Raw genomic sequence first — 19,070 nt, 5'->3', positions numbered from 1 at the left:
CCGATCAACCGCCACCGTGCTCGGTAGCTACCCAGACACTGCTCCCCTCCGAGATGGCCCGTCAAGACTTCCTACCCCGTCAGTATGAGGAGCGGCGCGGGGTCGACCACGGAGCCGCGAGCGTCGACAACGTCCACTGGCATGTGGGCGGCTGAGCCGCTGCTTCAGACCGGACGACAGTCGCTCGGATCACCGATCGGAGACGTGCGACGAGGCGATTGTCACCTCGATCCGATCCAGGATCGCCTCAACGGTGAGCCGGTAGATGTCCTCCTCGCCGACGGTCGCGAGCTCGGCGGCATGGGCTCGCGCGGCGGGATACTCCGCCTGTGGCAGGACGGCGTAGATCCTCGTCCAGGCCGCGGCGTCCTTGCCCCGGAGCTCGGCCGGCATCGCGGCCACGCTGGCCGCCATCCCACACAGGGCCAGCGTCGTGTCGCCGAACATCCGGTAGTGCAGGACCACCTGGTCGGCGGTCATGCCGGTCGAGGCCAGCGCGGCCAGGATGTACTCGACGATCTCGCTCTCCGCCTCACCACCGGTCGTCCGCGTCCAGCCGAGGCTGAACAGGGCCGGATATCGTGCGGCCAGCTGCCACGAGCCCCAGGCCAGCGAGTGCAGCCTGGTCCGCCAGTCGACGTCGGGCGCGATGGTCCGGATCTGGGCTGCCAGCTCCCCGGTCACCCGGTCGTACGCGGCCAGCACCAGATCGTCCTTGTCGCGGAAGTGCCGGTAGAAGGCCGTGGCGTCCACGCCCAGCTCGTCACCCAGCCGGCGCATGCTCAACGCCGCGACTCCGTCCCGCTCGATCACGGTGATCGCAGACTCCAGGATCGAGTCGCGGCTGAGCGCGGTGGACCGGCCGCGCCCCTTGGCGGAACGGGTCGACGTCGACATCGGTGGACCTCCTCTGCGCGACGGTGCTCCACCGCCTGGATCCGCACTCTATCGCATCTGTTGTCAACAGTGTTGACAACAGTGGTGTCACTGAGCTTTCATTGAGTCATGCAGACCACGGCCTTCGTCAACGGCGCCGTCTTCACCGCCTCCTCGACGCAGCGGTGGGCGACCTCGCTGGTGATCCGGGACGACCGGATCGTCGCCGTCGGCAACGACGCGGAGGTGCGGCCCTTCCTGCACTCCGCGGACGAGGTCGTCGACCTCCGGGGGCGGCTGGTCACCCCCGGCTTCGTGGACGCCCACGTGCATCCGATCGTCGGCGGCCTCGAGCGCACCCGATGCGACCTCTCGGGCACCGATTCGGTCGAGGACTATCGCCGACTGATCGCGGCGTACGCTGCCGGCAGCCGGGCGCCGTGGATCCTCGGCGGCGGATGGTCGATGGCGGCGTTCGAGGCGGGCTGTCCCGATCGCCGGATCCTCGACGAGCTCGTCCCGGACCGGCCCGCCTACCTCCCGAACCGCGACCACCACTCGGCCTGGGTGAACACGGCCGCGCTGCGGCTCGCCGGAATCGACGCCGCGACACCGGACCCGGCCGACGGACGGATCGAACGCGACGCGGCGGGACACCCGACGGGCCTGCTGCACGAGGGGGCGATGGCCCTTGTCGAGCGTCGCCGTCCCGCCGACTCCGAGGCCGACCGCCGGGCCGCCCTGCGCGAGGGGATGCGCTACCTGCAGTCGCTGGGGATCACCGGCTGGCAGGACGCGATGGTGCACCACGACGGCGCCGACGCGACCCACGCCACCTACCTGTCCGCTCAGGCCGAGGGCTGGCTGACCGCCCGGGTCGCGGGCGCGCTGTGGTGGGACCGGGACGTCGACGACGTGCAGACCGAGGTGAAGCGCCTGCTCGCCGCCCGCGACGAGGCCGATGCGGCCGCGGCGAGCTCGACCCGGCCGCGCTATTCCCTGCCGCACGTCAAGGTCATGCAGGACGGCGTGATCGAGACGTTCACGGCGGCCCTGATCGAGCCGTACCACGACCGGTGCGGGCATCCCGGACAGAACCGCGGCATCAGCTTCCTCGAGCCCGAGCTGCTCCGCGAGGTGGTCGTCGAGCTGGACGCGGCCGGCTTCGGCGTCCACTTCCACGCCCTGGGCGATCGCGCCGTGCGCGACGTGCTCGACGCGGTGGAGGCGGCGCGATCGCTGAACGGGACGGCCGACCGCCGCCACCAGGCCGCTCACCTCCAGCTGGTCCACCCCGACGACGTACCCCGGTTCCGCAGGCTGGGCGTGGCTGCGAACCTGCAGGCCCTCTGGTCGGCGCACGAGCCGCAGATGGACGAGCTGACCATCCCGTTCCTGGGTGACGAGCGGGCCGACCGGCAGTACCCGTTCGGTGACCTCTACCGCGACGGCGCCACCCTGGTGATGGGCAGCGACTGGCCGGTCAGCACCCCGGACCCGTGGGCGGCGATCCACACCGCCGTCAACCGGGTCGGCCCGGACGCACCGCCCGGGACGCCGCCGCTCGGCGCGGACCAGCGCCTGACGCTGGCGACCGCCCTGACCGCGTACACCGCCGGATCCGCCTGGGTGACCCGGGCGGACGACCTCGCCGGCACACTCGCCGCCGGACGCGCCGCAGATCTGGCCGTCCACGACCGCAACCCGTTCGATTCCGCCGTCACCGAGATCGCCGCCACCCAGGTGCAGCGCACCTACGTCGGCGGCGAACTGGTGCACGAGAGCGCCTGACGTCCGAACCCTGATCCCGAACCAAGGAGACCCATGTCATCGAAGACATCCCCGGCGACGCCGTCCAGCCGCGCACGACGGTGCTCACTGCAGCTGGTCGCCGTCGCGGCAACGCTGGCGACCGCGTTGACCGCCTGCGCCGGCGGGAAGGGACAGGAGTCGTCGGGCGAGCCGTCCGGCAGCGCGGTGAACCGGATCGGCCTCTCCCAGGTCACCACCGGCACCGCCGCGGGCCCGGTGGACGACGTCACCTGGTACGGCGGCTACCGCCCGGTGATCACGCTCGACCCGATCGGACTGGCCGATTACCCGGAGGAGACCGCCATCCCGAACATGTGCGAGCCCCTGGTCCGGGTCACCCCCGACTACAAGCTCACCCCGGGTCTGGCCACCACGTTCGGCTATACCGACGACACCCACTACGTGATCACCGTCCGCCAGGGCGTGACGTTCGCCGACGGCAAGCCGATGACGGCCGAGGACGTCGCGTACAGCCTGGGCCGCAACCTCGACCCCAAGTACGCCTCCAACTACTCCGGCAGCTTCGCCCAGGTGAAGAAGATCGAGGCCACCGACGACAAGACGGTCACCGTCACCCTCGCCCGGCGCTCGATCGACTTCACCACCGCGCTCGGCACCCTCGCCGGCGCTGTCGTCGAGAAGGACTTCGCGGAGAAGGCGGGCCGGTCGTTCGGCAGTCCGTCGGTCGGTGTGATGTGCACCGGGCCGTACGAGTTCGGTTCCTACGACGGCAGCACCAAGCTCGTGCTGACCAAGAACGACGACTACTGGGACAAGGCCAACGCGGCCCACGCCTCGACGTTCACCTTCGTCTACCCGGCCGACCCGAGCGCGCTGGCCAACGGCCTGCTGTCCGGCAAGATCGACGGCGGTCTGTCACTGCCGAGCAACCTGGTGACCCAGCTGCAGAACGCGAGCAGCGGCAAGCTGTACGTCGGCGACAAGGGTTCGACCCCGATCAACGTCGATCTGCTGTTCACCAAGAGCAGCGGCGCGTCGGCCGATCCGGCGGTCCGTCAGGCGCTGTCTCTCGTGCTCGACCGCGCGGCGATCGCCAAGACTCTGTTCAACGGCACGGCGGACCCGCTGTACAAGGTGTCCGGTCCCGGTGTGTGGGGTTACGCCCACGACGCGTACGCCGACGCCTACCAGCCCTACGTCGCCGAACCCGACGTCGCCAAGGCCTCCGAGCTGGTGAAGCAGTCCGGCGTCGGCAGCACGGAACTGGCGTTCGCGTTCCCGGCCGGCGATCCGGAGAGCTCGCAGATCGCGACGGTGGTCCAGCAGGAGGCAAAACAGGCCGGGCTGAACGTGAAGCTGGTCGGCCTGCCCAGCCAGCAGTACGGCGCGATCTTCGCCGATCCGAAGGCACGCGCGCCGTACGACGTCATCCTCACCAAGAACTACGTCGAGCTGCCCGAACCGCTGCTGCTCGACCAACTGGTGGGCGACGTCCACGGCAACATGAACTTCAGCGGCTACCACGACCCCACGGTGACAGAGAAGTTGGCCCAGGCGGACTCGACGACCGACGACCGGGCGCGCGCCGAACTGGTCATCGCGGCGGAGGCGAAGCTCGCCGAGGGTCTGCCGGCCATCCCGATCGTCCAGCCGCGGGCACTGGTGTTCGAGAACTCACGGTTGACCGGGGCGACGCTGACGTTCTCCTACATGACCTCGCCGTGGGCGGCCGCGGTCGGCGCCCGCTGATGCCCCGGAGCAACGGATGAGCCGCTTCATGCTGCACAGGCTGATCGGACTGGCGGTCACCCTGCTGGCCGCCAGCCTGGTGGTCTATCTCAGCCTGTACCTGTCGCCGGGCAGCCCCGAGCAGGTGCTGTTCGGATCGCGCCCGCCCTCGCCGGAGGTGCAGGAGCAGGTGCGGCACTACCTCGGCCTGGACCAGAACGTGTTCGTGCGCTACGTCGACTGGCTCGGCAACGTCTTGACCGGCGACCTCGGCACGTCACTGATCACCCAGCAGCCGGTCGCCGATCGAGTGGCCCCGGCGGCCGAGGTCACCCTCGCCCTGGTCGCCTACGCCGGCGTGCTCGTCCTGCTGCTGGGGATCGGGTCCGGCCTGCTGGCCGCGCTGCGCCCCGGCAAGCTCGACGGTGCCGTCACGGCCGGTACGTCCGTTGCCGTCGCCCTGCCCGCGTTCGTGGCGTCGAGCCTGCTGATCTCGGTGTTCGCGGTGAACCTGGGCTGGTTTCCGGCGTACGGCCTCGGCACCGGCGTCGGTGGCTGGCTGCGAGGACTCACCCTGCCGGCGATCTCGCTCGCGATCATCGCCAGCGGGCTGCTGGCCCGGGTGACCCGCTCGGCGGCACGGGCCGAACTGGCATCGGAGCACGTGCAGACCGCGACCATGCGCGGAATCAGCCACGGGCGGCTCATCCGCAGCCACGTGCTGCGTAACGCCTCGGCGCCGATCGCAACCGTCGCCGGCCTGCAGGTCGCCGGTCTGATCGCCGGGGCGGTGGTCGTCGAGCAGGCGTTCGGGCTCGGCGGTCTGGGCGGGCTGTTGATCAGTTCGGTGCAGCAGAAGGACTTCCCGGTGGTGCAGGCGGTCGCCCTGATCGTGGTGGTCGGCTTCGTCGTGTTGAACCTCGTCGCCGACGTGATCTCGGCGATCCTCGATCCCCGCGTCAGAAGGGCGGTGTCGTGATGACCGCGGTCCTCAGCGAACCGTTTTCCCCGGCAGCGTCGGCGACGACGCGCCGCTCCCGCCGGCTGCCGCGCCTCGGTGTGGCCGGCTGGTGCGCCGCGGTCTTCTTGATCGCGATGGTCGTGATGGCGGTCTTCGCGCCGCTGATCGCACCCTACGATCCCGACGCCGCCGACCTGCTCGCCGCATACGCGCCGCCGAGCGCCGAGCACTGGCTGGGCACCGACGGAACCGGCCGCGACATCGCCTCGCGGCTGATCTACGGCGCCCGTCCGTCCCTGCTCGGGCCGGCCGCGATCGTCGTGATGACCGTCCTGGTCGGGATTCCGCTGGCCCTGCTGGCCGCCTGGCGACGCAGCGGCACCGAGTTCGCGATCACCCGCGCGTTCGACATCCTGTTCGCGATCCCCGGCCTGCTGCTGGCGATCCTGGCCGTGGCGATGTTCGGGCCCGGCCTCGGCGCCGCCGCCGTCGCACTGGCGATCGCCTATCTTCCCTATTTCGGCCGGCTGGCCCACACCGCCGCGGTGACGGAACGGAACCGCCCCTACGTCACGGTGCTGCAGGTGCAGGGGCACGGGCCGATGAGGATCAATGTGCGCCACGTGCTGCGCAACCTCTCGCCGATGCTGACCGGTCAGGCGAGTGTCACGTTCGCGTACGCACTGATCGACCTCGCGGCCCTGTCGTTCCTGGGCCTCGGCGTCCAGGCGCCGCAGGCCGACTGGGGCGTCCTGGTCAGCGATCGTGACGCGCTGCTGCGCGGACATCCGCTGGGTGTCGTCGCCGCGGCGGTCGCCATCGTGCTGACCGTGATGTCCCTGTTCACATTGGGATCCAAGCTCTCCGGGGAGGAATCGTGAACGCGGTCCACGGCTCTTCGGTGGCGCCCGGCCTGCTCGAGATCGATGATCTGCACGTCGCGATCGGCGGCGTACCGATCCTGCGGGGTGTCTCGTTGCAGGTGGAGAACGGGACGTCGCTCGGCATCGTCGGCGAGTCCGGTTCGGGCAAGTCGATGACCCTGCGGGCCGTCACCCGGCTGCTCCCGAAGAACGCAACGGTGTCCGGGCGGGTGACCGTGTCCGGGCGGGACGTGCTGGCGATGGACGCTGCCGCACTCCGGCGGTACCGGAGGTCGGTGGGCATGGTGTTCCAGGACCCGCGGTCGGCGGTGAACCCGATCCACCCGGTCGGCAGCTTCCTGCTGGAGCGGGCCAAGGACTCGAACGCCGATCTCCGCGCCGCCCGAGAGCGCGCCGTGGCCACGCTGCGACGGATGCGGATCAGCGACCCCGAGGCGCGAATGGCGCAATATCCGTTCGAGCTGTCCGGAGGGCTGCTGCAGCGGGTGATGATCGCCTCGGTGCTGATGGAACGTCCCGCACTACTGCTCGCCGACGAGCCGACAACGGCCCTGGACGTGACCACCCAGGCGGACGTGCTGGCCCTGACCGACGAGCTCCGCCGGGAGAGCGGCACGGCGATGATCTTCGTCAGCCACGACCTCGACCTGGCCACCGCGATCTGCGACCGGATCGCGGTGATGTACGGCGGTCAGGTCCTCGAGGAGGGGCCGGCGGCGGAGATCGCGTCGACGCCGAAACACCCTTACACCCGTGCACTGCTGGCCTCCCGCCCCGATCTGGACCGCCGGCTGCCGGAGATCCGGGTGATCGACGGAGCACCGCGGGCCGCCTCCGACGCCGGCCCCGGCTGTCCGTTCGCGTCACGGTGTCCGGTCGCCCTGGACCGGTGTGCCCAGCTGCCGCCGCCGGCGACGGCCGGTGATCACAGCGTGCGCTGCCACCGGATCGCCGAGGTCGATGCGGGCATCCTCGACGCCGAGCTCCCGCTCCGGGTGGTGGCGTCGTGAACAGGATCGGCGAGGTGCTGACCGTCGGCCACCTGGTGAAGGCGTACGGCGACCGGGCCCCGGCCGTCGACGACGTCTCCTTCAGCCTGTCCGCCGGCAAGACACTCGCGCTCGTCGGCGAGTCCGGTGCAGGCAAGTCCACCATCGGCGCGGTGGTGACGGGAACCGTTGCAGCGACCTCCGGCACGGTCGGTGTCTGCGGCGAGGACCGGAGCCGGCCGGCGCGGTCGGCCCGCGAGCGCCGTCGTCGCGGGCTGCAGCTCCAGCTGGTCCCGCAGGACCCGTACACCACCCTCGACCCGACCCAGACCGTCGGCGACGCGATCGCCGAGGCGGTGTCGCTGCGCGGTGGTGCCCGCAACGGTCGCGCCGCGCGAGTCGCCGACCTGCTGGCCATGGTCGGTCTCAGCGACGCCCACCGTGAGCTGCGGCCTCGGTCGCTGTCCGGCGGACAGCGTCAACGGGTGGCGATCGCCAGGGCGCTCGCACCGGAGCCGGAGGTGATCGTGCTCGACGAGGCGGTCTCGGCCCTGGACGTGTCCGTGCAGGCCCAGGTGATCAACCTGCTGAACCGGATCCAACGCGAGACCGGGACGGCGTACCTGTTCATCACCCACGACCTCGCCGTCGTCCGCCAGATCGCCGACGACGTGATGGTGCTTCGCGCCGGCCGGATCGAGGAGACCGGCTCGGTCGACTCGATCTTCGGCCGGCCCCGCAGCAGCTACACCCGGGCCCTGCTCGACGCCACGCCGCGACCGGGCTGGCAGCCCGCACAGAGCGGCTGACGCCCTCCACGCCGTCGTGATGGGCAGCGCGGCCGCGACGTCGTCACGGTGAGGTGAGCGGTCCGATCAGTCCCGTGGGATCGCTGCTTCGTCTCTGAAGCGCTGATCAAACGCGACCGGGTCTGCCAGCCGTGCGTGGCGCCGGCTGTATCCGAAGTAGATGACCAGACCGATCGCGAGCCAGATCAGGAAACGCAGCCAGGTTTCGGTCGCGAGGTTGGCCATCAGTCCGATGCAGCACAGTCCGGAGAGGACTGGCACGACCGGGCTGAAGGGCGTCCTGAAGGGTCGCTGCATCTCTGGCCGGGTGACCCGCAGCACCGGGACGGCGATCGAGACGACGAGGAACGCGAACAGCGTTCCGATGCTGACCATCTCGGCCAACGTCCCGAGTGGCACGAAGGCCGCGAGGACCATGACGACACCAATGGTCAGGGACGTCATCAGAACCGGTGTGTTCCAGGTCGGATGCACCTTCCGGAACGCCGGCGGAAGCAGGCCGTCTCTGGCCAGGGCGAACCCGATCCGGCCCATGGTCACGATGTCGACCAGGATCACGGAGGTCAGGCCGGCGATCGCTGCCAGTCCGATCAGCACGCCGGCCCAGCCGAGACCGACGTCGCGGAACACTTGCGCCACCGCGTCACCCTCGCTCAGATCGGTGTATTTGACCATGCCGGTCAGCACGAAGCAGACACCGACATAGAGCAGGGTGCAGATGCCGAGTGTTCCCAGCAGACCGAGCGGCATGTCGCGTTTCGGATTCTTCGTCTCCTCGCCGAGGTTCGCGACGGCCTCGAAGCCGCTGTAGGCGAAGAACACGACAGCGGCGGCGATGAAGACCCCGACCATGCCGTACGAGGTCGGTGCGGCGCCGGTGAGGAACTGCCACATCGGCGCCGTCAGGCCGCCGAGCTGTTCACTGGCCGGAAGCGGTTTCGACGGCGGGACGAACGGGACGAGATTCGCCTTCTGGACGAAGAACAGGCCGACGACGATGACGAAGATGCAGACGGAGACCTTGATGACGACCAGGGTGTTGGTCACCCAGGCCGACTCCTTGATTCCCTTGATGGCCACCGCTCCCAGCACCGCAACGATCAGCACGGCGCCGAGGTTGATCACCGAGTGCTCGCCGAAGAGTGCCGTCGGAAGGAAGGGGAAGACGCCGAGAAGATAGCCCGACCAGCCTCTGGCGACGACCGCGGCGCCGAGGGCGAACTCCAAGATCAAGTCCCAGGCGATGATCCAGGCAAAGATCTCGCCGATTGTCGTGTAGGCGTAGGTATACGAACTACCGGCTGCGGGCACGGCCGAGGCGAGTTCGGCATAGCACAGGGCGGCCAGCAGGCTGACCACGCCGGCTACGACGAAGGAGACGACGATCGCGGGTCCGGCATTGTTCTTGGCCTGCAGCCCCGTCAGAGTGAAGATGCCCGTGCCGATGACGATGCCGATGCCGAACCCGATCAGGTCCCATACCGTCAGCCGCCTGGCCAGCTGACCCGACGCAGCTCCAGCAGCACCGTGCTCGTCGCTGTCTCCCTGGGCCAGGACGTCCTCGACGCTCTTTCGACGAAGAATGCTCATCGGTGGACCATATTCCCTACTGGGACCATATGGATACTGAGCGGCTGAATTTCGGACGCATGGCGAGCAGGTCGCGACACCTCAGCCGAAACAGCTGCCGCGACCGGGCCGGCACCAACCGCGATGTCGCGATCACTGGACGAGCGTCCTACCCTGACCAACAGCGTCAGGATCGGCAACATGCGTTCCCGGAGGTTTGATCGTGACAACCGAGCCCATCGACTGGTTCCACCGGCAGCTTCATCACATCCCGCCGGGTCGGCTCGTTTCGGCCACAGCTCAGACGCCGGGGATGCGACGTCTGGAGGCGATCAGTGGAAAGACGGTGGGCGCCGAGAATCTGTGGATGGGTGAAACCCACGTGCCGCCGGACACGTCCTCGGCGAACCATCATCACGGGCACAGCGAGACGGCGATCTACGTGGTCAGCGGGCATCCGAGCTTCGTCTTCCTGGAGCCTGGCCGAGACGGCCTCGCGGACCGCGAGATCCGCATCGACACCGGGCCGGGCGACTACGTCTTCGTGCCGCCGTGGGTTCCGCACCGCGAGGAGAATCCCGACCCGGACGAGGCGGCAGTGGTGGTGATCGCCCGCACCACGCAGGAGGCCATCGTGGTCAACGTGCCTGACCTCACCTGGGTCGGCCCGGCCCGGACCACCGCCAGGGTGCCGGACCAATCGGGCTGACCGACCCAGCGCATGATCACCGAGCAAGATCCGCGCCCGGAGACTTCGGTGCGCTAGTCGCCGGTCTCGTCACCCCCCGGCGTCGGGGTAGCCGGAGCCGGCTGCGTACCGGCCAGCCGTGCGGCCAGGCTGTCCACCTGGTGGCGCAGAGCTGACACCTCGGTGGTGAGAGCCTCGAGAGCAGCATCGCCGGATGTGACCGCACGTGGTTCGGTGCCGGTCGGCGGTTCCGCTGGTGGGATAGCGCTGTCGAGCCGGAAGAAGCTGGCCAGGGACCCTGCGAGCAGACCGAGAACGGCGATCCCGGTCACCATGATGGTCACCGCCGCCCACCGACCGGCCGTGGTCTTCGGGACGATGTCCCCGTAGCCGACCGTGGTGAGAGTGACAAGGCCCCACCACAAGGCGTCGCCGACGGTCGCGAACTCGGGGTTGACGGAATGCTCGGCGTGGTAGGCCACCAGGGAGCCGACCACCACGACTCCGCCGGCTGTCAGGGCGACCCGGCCGAGTCGCTCGAACAGGCGCCGCGCGTCCCGCGTCGCCATCACCAGTCTCGCCAGGCGGGCCAGCCGGAGCAGGACCACGAACTGGCCGGCCTGCGCGCCGGGAATCAGGAACCACGGGGCCGTAGCGATCACCACGAAGAGGTCGAAGCGGCCGAATCCGGTGCGCGTGTAGTGGTCGCGGTAGCGCGCTTGAACCACGAAGTCGATCAGGAACACCAGCCAGGTGAGCACGCCGACCGCCACGCCGACCCAGCCGGTGGAGCCCGGGATGATCACCAACGGCAGGATGGCCGACACGACGATCGGCAGTCGCATCCTGGCGTTGAAGCGGTCCAGGAATGCGGCGTCACGGGCCGACCGGGGCCTGCCCGGCTGCGTGCTTGATTCAGCGGCGATGTCCACGGCCCCGATCGTGCCAGAGCGGGACCCCGCACGCCGTCAAACGCACATGGCCGAAATCCCGTCGCCCCGAACGTCCTCGGCACGCGGCTGGCCACGGCGCGGGTGCCGAGGCCACCGGCGCCAGGGTGCGCACCGGCCACGTGGTCGGCCTGTCAGGATGTGCGGGCATGAGAATTTCACCCCGTCCGTGGCTCGGCCTGGCGGCCTTCGTCGGCTACATCGCGGTCATCCTCGGCGTTCAAGGCACCTCCGGCATCCCGTATCCGGAGCTTGCGGACACCGCCCACAACATCTGGCGGAGCGGCGTACTTTCCATCGTGCTCGCGAGCCTGCTGATGGCCGTGCTGGCGACGTGGTGGGGCTGGTGGCGTCCGGCGCTGTTCGAACGTCCGCCGACCACTCGACGATGGACGATCATCGCACCTGTCCTGATGGCGCTGCTGGCATCCACGAACCTGCTGCTGACCGACTGGGGCGGGGTCGGATGGGGCTTCGTCCTAGCCGGAATCGCTCTCGGACTAGCGGTCGGATTCGGCGAGGAATTCACCGCTCGGGGTCTGCTACTGGTCGGCCTGCGAGGCCGCCTGCGCGAGGTGATGGTCTGGGTGCTGACGTGTTCGATGTTCGGTCTGATGCATGGCATCAACATCATCCTGGGTGCTCCCGCTGGCGACACCGTCGTTCAAATCATCAGCGCCGCGATGAGTGGATCGGTCTTCTACATCCTGCGACGGGTGACAGGCACGTTGATCTGGGCGATGGCATTACACGGTCTCTGGGACTTCTCCCTGTTCGTCCTTGCCGCGTCGGGCAGCAGCAACGCGTTCACCATCTTGCAGCTGCCCTTCGGCTTGCTCGCCGTGATCTTCGGCTTTTTCGCTACGAAGGACGCGCCGAGCGGGCTCACCGTCCAGGGCGGTCGGTAGCCCGAGTCGGCCAGCATGCGCCGCGACCAGATCCTGCTCCGGAGAGTTCCACGACGCCGGCTGGTCGCCGACCGGTGCCCCTGCTGCCTGCCGGAGTCCTGACCGAAGCCGAGCGGACTCGGTGAGCGTGTCGCCGTGGTCACCATGACGCGTTGCGGCATCTCGACTGCCCCGCTCGATAGTGGGCACGGGACCGCGCAACCGCATCAAGGGCAAGCGCACCCGCCAATCGAGCAAGCAGCGCGATCGCGGTCTCGTGCGGCTTTGCATCTCGCGCCGATACATGCCGTAAGGACTAGTGTCGCGTTAGTCAGGTCTCATGACGCTTGGCGACGCCCAGGCACGCACCTCGCTGCGTTCTCCTCGGTCAAGATTCGACCCGGCATCCCTCCCTCGTCGGCCCTGCGATGCACGCACCTGAACGCCGCCATGCGCAAAGGAACCTGACTAACGCGACACTAGGGATTTTCCCGGGCGCGGGTGAGCGGCGGGCCGCTGTTGACTGTGCGCGTGCGGCGGGCTGCCCGCTGCCAGTCAGGGAGGTACGTCAATGGCCGGGCGGGACGAGAACAACAAGATCGCGGTCGACGACCCGGCGCCTGCGCTCAACCGGCGCGGTCTGCTCCGGGGTGGCGCGATCATCGCCGGCGCCGCGGTGGGCGGGGTGGCGGCCGCCGCCCTGACCGCCCCGGCGGCCGAGGCGGCCGACGGTGATGCGGTGCTCGCGGGCCGGTCGACGGGCGCCGAGAGCAGCACGGGGATCGAGATCGGCGATGGCACCGGGTCGGCCGATCCCACCCTGAAGCTGTCCAACGCGAACGGCCCGAGTCTCTATCTGGAGCCGTTGGCGGCCGACTACGCGGGCCAGCTGGAGCTCGGCCAGATCGCCAACACCGTGATCGGTCCGGTGATCGGGGTCGACTCCCTGCTCGGCGAGACCACGACCTTCCTCGCCACCGGTATCGACCTCGCCGATCTGCCGACACCGTATGCGCTGCCGACCCCGGTCCGGGTGCTTGACACGGCCAGCGCCGCGGGACGGCGGCGAATCATCCGCATGTCTTCGGGCGCCCTGGATTCCGCCGGCCGGATGACGCCGAAGAGCTGGCTGGACCTCGAGGTCGCGGTCGAGGAGGCGGACTTCGTGGTGCCCTCGGCGTACCTGAACGTCAGTGCCGTCGCGCCAGTGACGAACGGCTATCTCGCCGCCTACCCGCCGGGAGACTTCCCCGGGACATCGACGCTGAACTTCCAGGCGAAGGTGACCATCGCGAACCTCGCCTTCGTGTCGACGGCCATCGTGCAGGGCCGCTTTGCCGTCCGGATCTACTCCAGTGCGCTGACGCGGGTCGTCGCGGATCTGACCGGCGTCACGATCAAGGGCACCGATCAGTCCGCCGGATTGGCGGCGCAACGGACCACCCGCACCGCGAAGGCGGCCCGCCGGCTCCGGTCGACGCTCACCGATCGGGTCCGCCGCAGCCTGTCTCGCTGATCGGGCGGTCGGCGGCTCGGGGAAGGCGACACGGTGAGAAGGCTGTCCGGCAGGCGGGGCCTGCGGCTGCTGGTGATCGGCGCGCTCGTCGTCTCGCTGTACGTCGTCGTGCCGGCTCTCGCGGGCCGGCTGCAACCGGCCGCCGCAGACCAGCCGGTGTCCGGCGCCTTCGCTCTGGGCGGTGGGCTCGGTGGGTCGATCGACCCGCGGACCGGACAGTTCTCCATCTCGGTGCCGTTGATCACGGTCGCCAGCGAGGGGACCAGCGGAGTCACCTACACCCTGGACTGGAACCAGGCCCGGGCCGGGGCGGGCGTGGATCGTTACGGCTTCGGGGCCGGCTGGAGCTTTGGGACGACCTTCATCGACACCTCAGGCTCCGGCACCGTCTACCCGGCCAGCGGGGGCGCGTACACGATCGACGACGACGGGTCGGTGTATTCCAACCTGGCCGGCTATCCGCTGAAGGACATGTACCTGGAGGTGCCCGCCGACAAGCCGGCGGCCAAGCGCGTGCTGCCCGCCCGCCGGGGGATTGCCGAAGCCGTCGACTACTCCTACGCGCTGCACCTCGACGACGGCCGGACCGACTACTACGACGTCAACGGCAATCTGATCGCCCGCACGGACCGCTTCGGCAACCGGACCGACCTGACGTACAACCAGATCTCGCCCACCCAGTGGCAGCCGGCCAGCATCGTCGACGACCACGGGCTGGTCACCACGTTCAGCTACGACCCGAACTCCGGCGCGCTGACCGTCTCGGCGCCGGCCCGCTCGGACGGCGTGACAGCCAGCACGGTGGTCCAGTTCCAGGACAACATGGTCTGGACCGTGACCGACCCGCTCGGCTCCGTCGCCACCTTCCAGTACACGAACGTCTCGGGCAGCAACGACAATGCGCAGTACCTGAACCAGGTCACGGGTCCGAGCGGGGCGACCAGCGTGGTCGGCTATCAGGCGGCCGACTACGGGTCCTCGCTCACGCTGGTGGTGGCCCAGACGCTGGACCTGCTGGACGGCAACGGCAACAAGCTCACCCCCACCCGCACGATCGACCTGAACCCGAACGGCGACCAGCACAACTACACCGGCTATCCGACGTACGCGGGCCAAGGCCAGGACGCACTGTTCGACTCCGGCGACCCGGACTACACCTACTCGACCCGGCTCAGCAACGGGCTGGCCTCGACGCTGTCGACGTACGACTCGGCGCACCGGCTGATCGACCGGGAGATCGACGCGACCGACGACCCGACCGTCGACCCGGTGATGGTCCAGCAGCAGACGATGACCTATCCGACGATCGAGGCGCCGACCAACCTGCCCGGCAACTACTTCCGGCCGCTGACCACCGCGGTCACCTACGCCGCGAAGAGCGGGCCGAACGGGATCACCGCGGCGGCCAGCACCAGGACCACGACGACGTCGACGCAGTACGACGACCACGGCCGGGTGACCAGCAAGACCGACGAGGCCGGCACCACCACCAAGACGACGTACGACAACGCGGCCGGCCATTACGGGCTGGTCACCTCGGTGGTCACCACCGGCAGCGACGGCACCAGACGGACCACCACCAACACGTTGTCCGCCGACGGTTCGGTGGTCGACTCGACGACCAGAACCGAGGCGGGCAAGGGAGCCAGCGTCCAACCGCGGACGGTCACCAGCTACGGCTACGACGACGGGGTGCTGACCAGCCGAACCGTCGGCTGGGCCAAGGGGATCACCCCGCCGGCCGGCAACGGCGGCGGCCCGGCGACGTCGCAGACCACGTACACGACCACTGTCGATCCGGCGGCCCGGACGAAGACGATCAAGGCCACGGTCGGTGCCGGCACCCCCGCGGCCCAGACCACGACCACGGTGCTGGACCTGGTCACCGAACTGCGGGTCAGCGTCACCGATCCGGCGGGCCGGGTCACCAGCCGCACCTACGACGCCGGCGGCCGGATCCTCAGCGTGACACCGCCGACCGGGCTGAAGACCAGCACCGCGTACACCCCGGCGACGGCGGACGACCCGGCCACCCAGACCGTGACCGAGGCCGACGGGCACCGGACGCAGACGACATTCGACCCGCTGGGCCGGGTGGTCCTGGTCACCGACAACGTCCACAACAGCGCGTTCGTCACCGACGTCGCGGCGCGGACCGTGTCCAGTACGACGTACAGTCCGGACGGCTCGACGGTGACCAGCACCGACCGGCTGGGCCGGACCTCGACGGTCACCAGTGACGCGCTCGGCCGGGCGATCCGGCGGGTCGGGGTCACCGGAGTGACCCAGGACGCGACGTATGACGACGGCGCCAACACGACCACCACCAGCCTGACCGGCGACAACGCCACGGCGCCGTACCAGATCACCCAGAGCCGGCTCGACGACCTCAACCGGGAGGTGTCGTCCCGGGCGACCTACCCGCAGGGCAGCGGACCCGGCGGCCGGCCGCTGTTCCTGGTCGACCCGGCCAACCAGACGACGTACGACGGGATCGGCCGGGCAACCGCGGTCAGCTCGGCGAACGTGACGACCGTGCCGAGCTACACCGGCGACGGCGGCCTGGCGACCTCGACCGCGATCGGCCCGGCACCGGCGAACCAGGCGCCGGGAGATCCGGTCACCTCGACCACGACGGCGATGCTCGACTCCGGCGTGACCGCACGCACCCTGCAGCAGTCCGGTGCGAGCGCGACCAGCGGCAGCAGCCGGCAGGTCGACGCCGCCGGGAACGTGACCAGCCTGACCGACCCGAACGGCAAGCAGACCAGCTACGGCTATGCCGCGGACGGCCGGCTGCTGACCCGGACCGATACGGCCGGGACAGTCACCGAGAACGTGTACGACGCGACCACCGGTCAGCTGACCTCGGCCAGCGTGACGCCGAAGGGTGGGGCGGCCGCGACCACGACGTACGCGTACGTGCCGGCCGGCAAGCCCGGCGCCGGGAAGCTGGCCAGTGTCACCGACGCGACCGGGACGATCACGTACGGCTACGACGCCGACGGACACCGGACCTCGATCGGCTATCCGGACGGCTCGGCCGCCACCCAGACGTACGCCGACAACGGCGAACTGGCCAGCGCGACCGACGTCACCGGCGCGGTGACCAGCTACGTCTACAACACCGACGGCACCCTGCAGTCCTCGAAGCAGGTCCGCGGCACGGTGACGCTGGCGAGCGTCAGCTACGGCTACGACGGGCTCGCCCGGATCACCACCGCCACTCGCGGCAACGGCCTGATCACCACGTACGCCTACACCCCCGACAATCTGCTGGCCTCGGACGTCACGACCGCGCCCGGCGCCGCGAACGGACCGCGGAAGCAGGTCGAGGCGCACAGCTACAGCTACGACCGGAACCACAATCTGACCCGGCGGACCGACACCACCGCCGACCCGGGCACGTGCACGATCGTCTGCGCGCCCGGCGCCAGCACCTACGGCACCTGGACGATCAGCTACCGCTACGACGCGTACCAGCGGCTGATCGGCTCGGCCGTCTACTCGGGCGCCAGTGTGACCGGCACTGCGCGGACCACGCTCGGCTACACCCTCGACGTGGCCGGCAACGTGGTGACCACGACCCGGGTCACCCGGACCACCGGCACCCGGCCGACCACGGCGAAGCTGGTCACCACCGACAGCTACGACGCGGCCGGGCAGCTGACCGGCCGGCAGGCCGGCAGCACCACGACCAAGCAGACCTTCGATGCGAACGGCCGGGTGCTGAGCTCGCTCTCCGGGACGACGTACGTCTACCGGCCGGACGGCCTCCTGCAGTCCAGCAGCACCAAGGCCGGCGCCGCCACGACGTACGCCTACTGGGCCGACGGCACCCGACGCCGGGCGACCACCGTCGACCCGGCCACCGGGACGAGCAGTGTGGAGCTGCACTACGCACCCGACGGCTCGTTGAGCAACGACACGACAACACTGTCCGCAGGAGCCAACAACGGCTCGGCCACCGCCTCCTACCTGGTCACCGCCGGCCGGGTGGCCCGGACGCTGCAGCCGAACACCAGCCCGGCCGGCAAGATCACCACCGCGGCCGCGCCGCTGACCACCGGCGCCGGGGTCGGTTACCTGCTGCAGGACCGGCATACCTCGGTGACCGCGCTGGTGGACAGCGCCGGCACGGTGACCAACACGTACGCATACGGCGACTACGGCACGCCGGCGCTGCTCGACGGCCGGCCTGGCCGGGTCATCGGTGCGGCGGCCGGGGTGCAGGCCGGGCGCGCCAATCCCTTCCAGTACGACGGTGCGGCGGTCCGCGCGCTCTACACCGACCCGTCGAACCAGACCATGATCACCCTGACCCGGATCTACGATCCGGCCCAGGGCCGGTTCACCTCCCGCGACACCGCCAACCAGCTCAACCGGTACGTCGGGTTCGCCACCAACCCGGTGATGAAGGTCGACCCGTCCGGGCTCAGCGTGGTCGTCGACACCATCACCGACATCGTGTTCTGCATCGCGTTCGCGATCGGCATCGTGGTCACCGGAGGTGCGGCCGCCGTCGCCGGCGGGGCGATCATCGCCGGGATGGAGGCGGGCGTCGAGGTGGCCGCGGCCGTGATCAGGACCGCGATCTGGCAGACCGTGGCGACCGCTGTCCAGGTGATCGGGATGGCCGCGCAGTCCGCCCGGCTGGCCGACGACATCAGCGTGCTGAGCGGCGGCAAGCACTTCTTCACCGACGACCAGCGCCAGGACCTGTCCGACATCGCCACCGCGGCCGGGTCGCTGGCCGGCGCCGCCGGGCTCGCCTCGGCGGGAGTGGCTGCCGCCGAAACCACCGCCGACGCGGCGCACGCGGCCGCCACCGGCGCCGAGGGCACGGTCGCCGACACCGAGGGCGTCGCCGAGCACGCGGCGTCCCAGCCGGAGACCGGCGACGCGGAGGGCATGGTGTCGACCTTCGAGCGACCGAAGGGGACTCGCGTCTCCGAGATGTTGAACAGCGACGAGTTCAACTCGCTTCCGAGCCTGCTCGACAGCAACACCGGGCAGGAGACCATTCCGCTCTCGGCGCGAGGGCTGCGGCCCGAGGTGACGAGCCAGCAGCTGTCCAGCTCACTCGACCTGAGCGATGACAGCCTGGGGAACCTGAATCTCCACGACGTGTACAAGGAGAGTCTCCTGGCTCAGGGTTTGGACCCGAACGATCCGGCGAACTGGGGCTTGTCCGACGCCGGGGAGGCGACGATCCCGGCCAACCCGGACACGACCCTGCGACCGACCGACGACGGCGTGGTCACCGCGGCGGAGAACGGGGTCAGCAAGGCGGCCACCCTGACCAATGCCTCTCAGCCGGTGCCGGGGGCCGGATCGCTGGCCGCCGACCCGGTTGAAGGGTTGGTCGGCACCGGCGGGATGAGCCTCGACCCGAGCGCCCAGCTTGCTTTCGATATCCCGAAGATGTTGGAGGAGTAGC

At 69.7% G+C, this 19,070-nt stretch carries 13 protein-coding genes; 10 read left to right on the top strand and 3 right to left on the bottom strand.

All coding sequences use genetic code 11. The annotated features are described in order from the left end of the window. Window positions 1–189: 189 nt before the first annotated feature. Entirely contained in the window at window positions 190–897 is a 708-nt protein-coding gene (locus tag ABD747_RS19785; protein WP_344807827.1) for a TetR/AcrR family transcriptional regulator, read from the bottom strand. A gap of 108 nt (window positions 898–1,005) precedes the next feature. Here ABD747_RS19785 and ABD747_RS19780 point away from each other — a divergent pair, with 108 nt between their 5' ends. Genes ABD747_RS19780 through ABD747_RS19755 form a run of 6 tightly spaced genes read left to right on the top strand, consistent with a single transcriptional unit; the run spans window position 1,006 to window position 8,020 of the window. Beyond that, window positions 1,006–2,667: an amidohydrolase gene (locus ABD747_RS19780; RefSeq protein WP_344807825.1), complete on the top strand. Its 1,662-nt coding sequence runs from the start codon at window positions 1,006–1,008 to the stop codon at window positions 2,665–2,667. Between the two features lie 33 nt (window positions 2,668–2,700). Further along, window positions 2,701–4,398, top strand: coding sequence for an ABC transporter substrate-binding protein (locus ABD747_RS19775; RefSeq protein WP_344807823.1), 1,698 nt, complete (start codon window positions 2,701–2,703; stop codon window positions 4,396–4,398). Window positions 4,399–4,414: 16 nt separating this feature from the next. Continuing rightward, window positions 4,415–5,356, top strand: coding sequence for an ABC transporter permease (locus ABD747_RS19770; RefSeq protein ID WP_344807821.1), 942 nt, complete (start codon window positions 4,415–4,417; stop codon window positions 5,354–5,356). After that, complete coding sequence (locus ABD747_RS19765; protein WP_344807895.1) at window positions 5,356–6,219, top strand: ABC transporter permease; 864 nt, start codon at window positions 5,356–5,358, stop codon at window positions 6,217–6,219. Before ABD747_RS19770 ends, ABD747_RS19765 begins: the two co-directional genes overlap by 1 nt. Then, window positions 6,216–7,232: an ABC transporter ATP-binding protein gene (locus ABD747_RS19760; RefSeq protein ID WP_344807819.1), complete on the top strand. Its 1,017-nt coding sequence runs from the start codon at window positions 6,216–6,218 to the stop codon at window positions 7,230–7,232. Before ABD747_RS19765 ends, ABD747_RS19760 begins: the two co-directional genes overlap by 4 nt. Continuing rightward, window positions 7,229–8,020: an ABC transporter ATP-binding protein gene (locus ABD747_RS19755; RefSeq protein ID WP_344807817.1), complete on the top strand. Its 792-nt coding sequence runs from the start codon at window positions 7,229–7,231 to the stop codon at window positions 8,018–8,020. The genes ABD747_RS19760 and ABD747_RS19755 overlap by 4 nt, the downstream gene beginning before the upstream one ends. A gap of 66 nt (window positions 8,021–8,086) precedes the next feature. On the opposite strand, the gene ABD747_RS19750 is transcribed toward ABD747_RS19755, so the two are convergent. Further along, window positions 8,087–9,610: an APC family permease gene (locus ABD747_RS19750; RefSeq protein ID WP_344807815.1), complete on the bottom strand. Its 1,524-nt coding sequence runs from the start codon at window positions 9,608–9,610 to the stop codon at window positions 8,087–8,089. A gap of 346 nt (window positions 9,611–9,956) precedes the next feature. Between ABD747_RS19750 and ABD747_RS19745 the strand changes: the two genes are divergently transcribed. Then, a complete protein-coding gene (locus ABD747_RS19745; RefSeq protein WP_344807813.1) occupies window positions 9,957–10,298 on the top strand; it encodes a cupin domain-containing protein in 342 nt (113 codons plus the stop codon). 53 nt (window positions 10,299–10,351) lie between these two features. On the opposite strand, the gene ABD747_RS19740 is transcribed toward ABD747_RS19745, so the two are convergent. Continuing rightward, entirely contained in the window at window positions 10,352–11,209 is an 858-nt protein-coding gene (locus ABD747_RS19740; protein WP_344807811.1) for a potassium channel family protein, read from the bottom strand. Window positions 11,210–11,376: 167 nt separating this feature from the next. Between ABD747_RS19740 and ABD747_RS19735 the strand changes: the two genes are divergently transcribed. From ABD747_RS19735 to ABD747_RS19725, 3 genes are all read left to right on the top strand, one after another. Beyond that, window positions 11,377–12,135, top strand: coding sequence for a CPBP family intramembrane glutamic endopeptidase (locus tag ABD747_RS19735; protein WP_344807809.1), 759 nt, complete (start codon window positions 11,377–11,379; stop codon window positions 12,133–12,135). A 550-nt stretch (window positions 12,136–12,685) separates the two neighbouring features. Then, window positions 12,686–13,630, top strand: a complete 945-nt coding sequence (locus ABD747_RS19730) for a hypothetical protein (RefSeq protein ID WP_344807807.1) — start codon at window positions 12,686–12,688, stop codon at window positions 13,628–13,630. A 33-nt stretch (window positions 13,631–13,663) separates the two neighbouring features. Next, a complete protein-coding gene (locus ABD747_RS19725; RefSeq protein ID WP_344807805.1) occupies window positions 13,664–19,069 on the top strand; it encodes an RHS repeat protein in 5,406 nt (1,801 codons plus the stop codon). Window position 19,070 lies beyond the last annotated feature (1 nt).

The organism is Microlunatus ginsengisoli (assembly GCF_039537205.1).
In the GTDB taxonomy this organism is placed as follows: Bacteria; Actinomycetota; Actinomycetes; order Propionibacteriales; family Propionibacteriaceae; genus Microlunatus; species Microlunatus ginsengisoli.
Note: the sequence above shows the minus strand (reverse complement) of the source record. Positions and strands in the feature narration are given on the sequence as shown.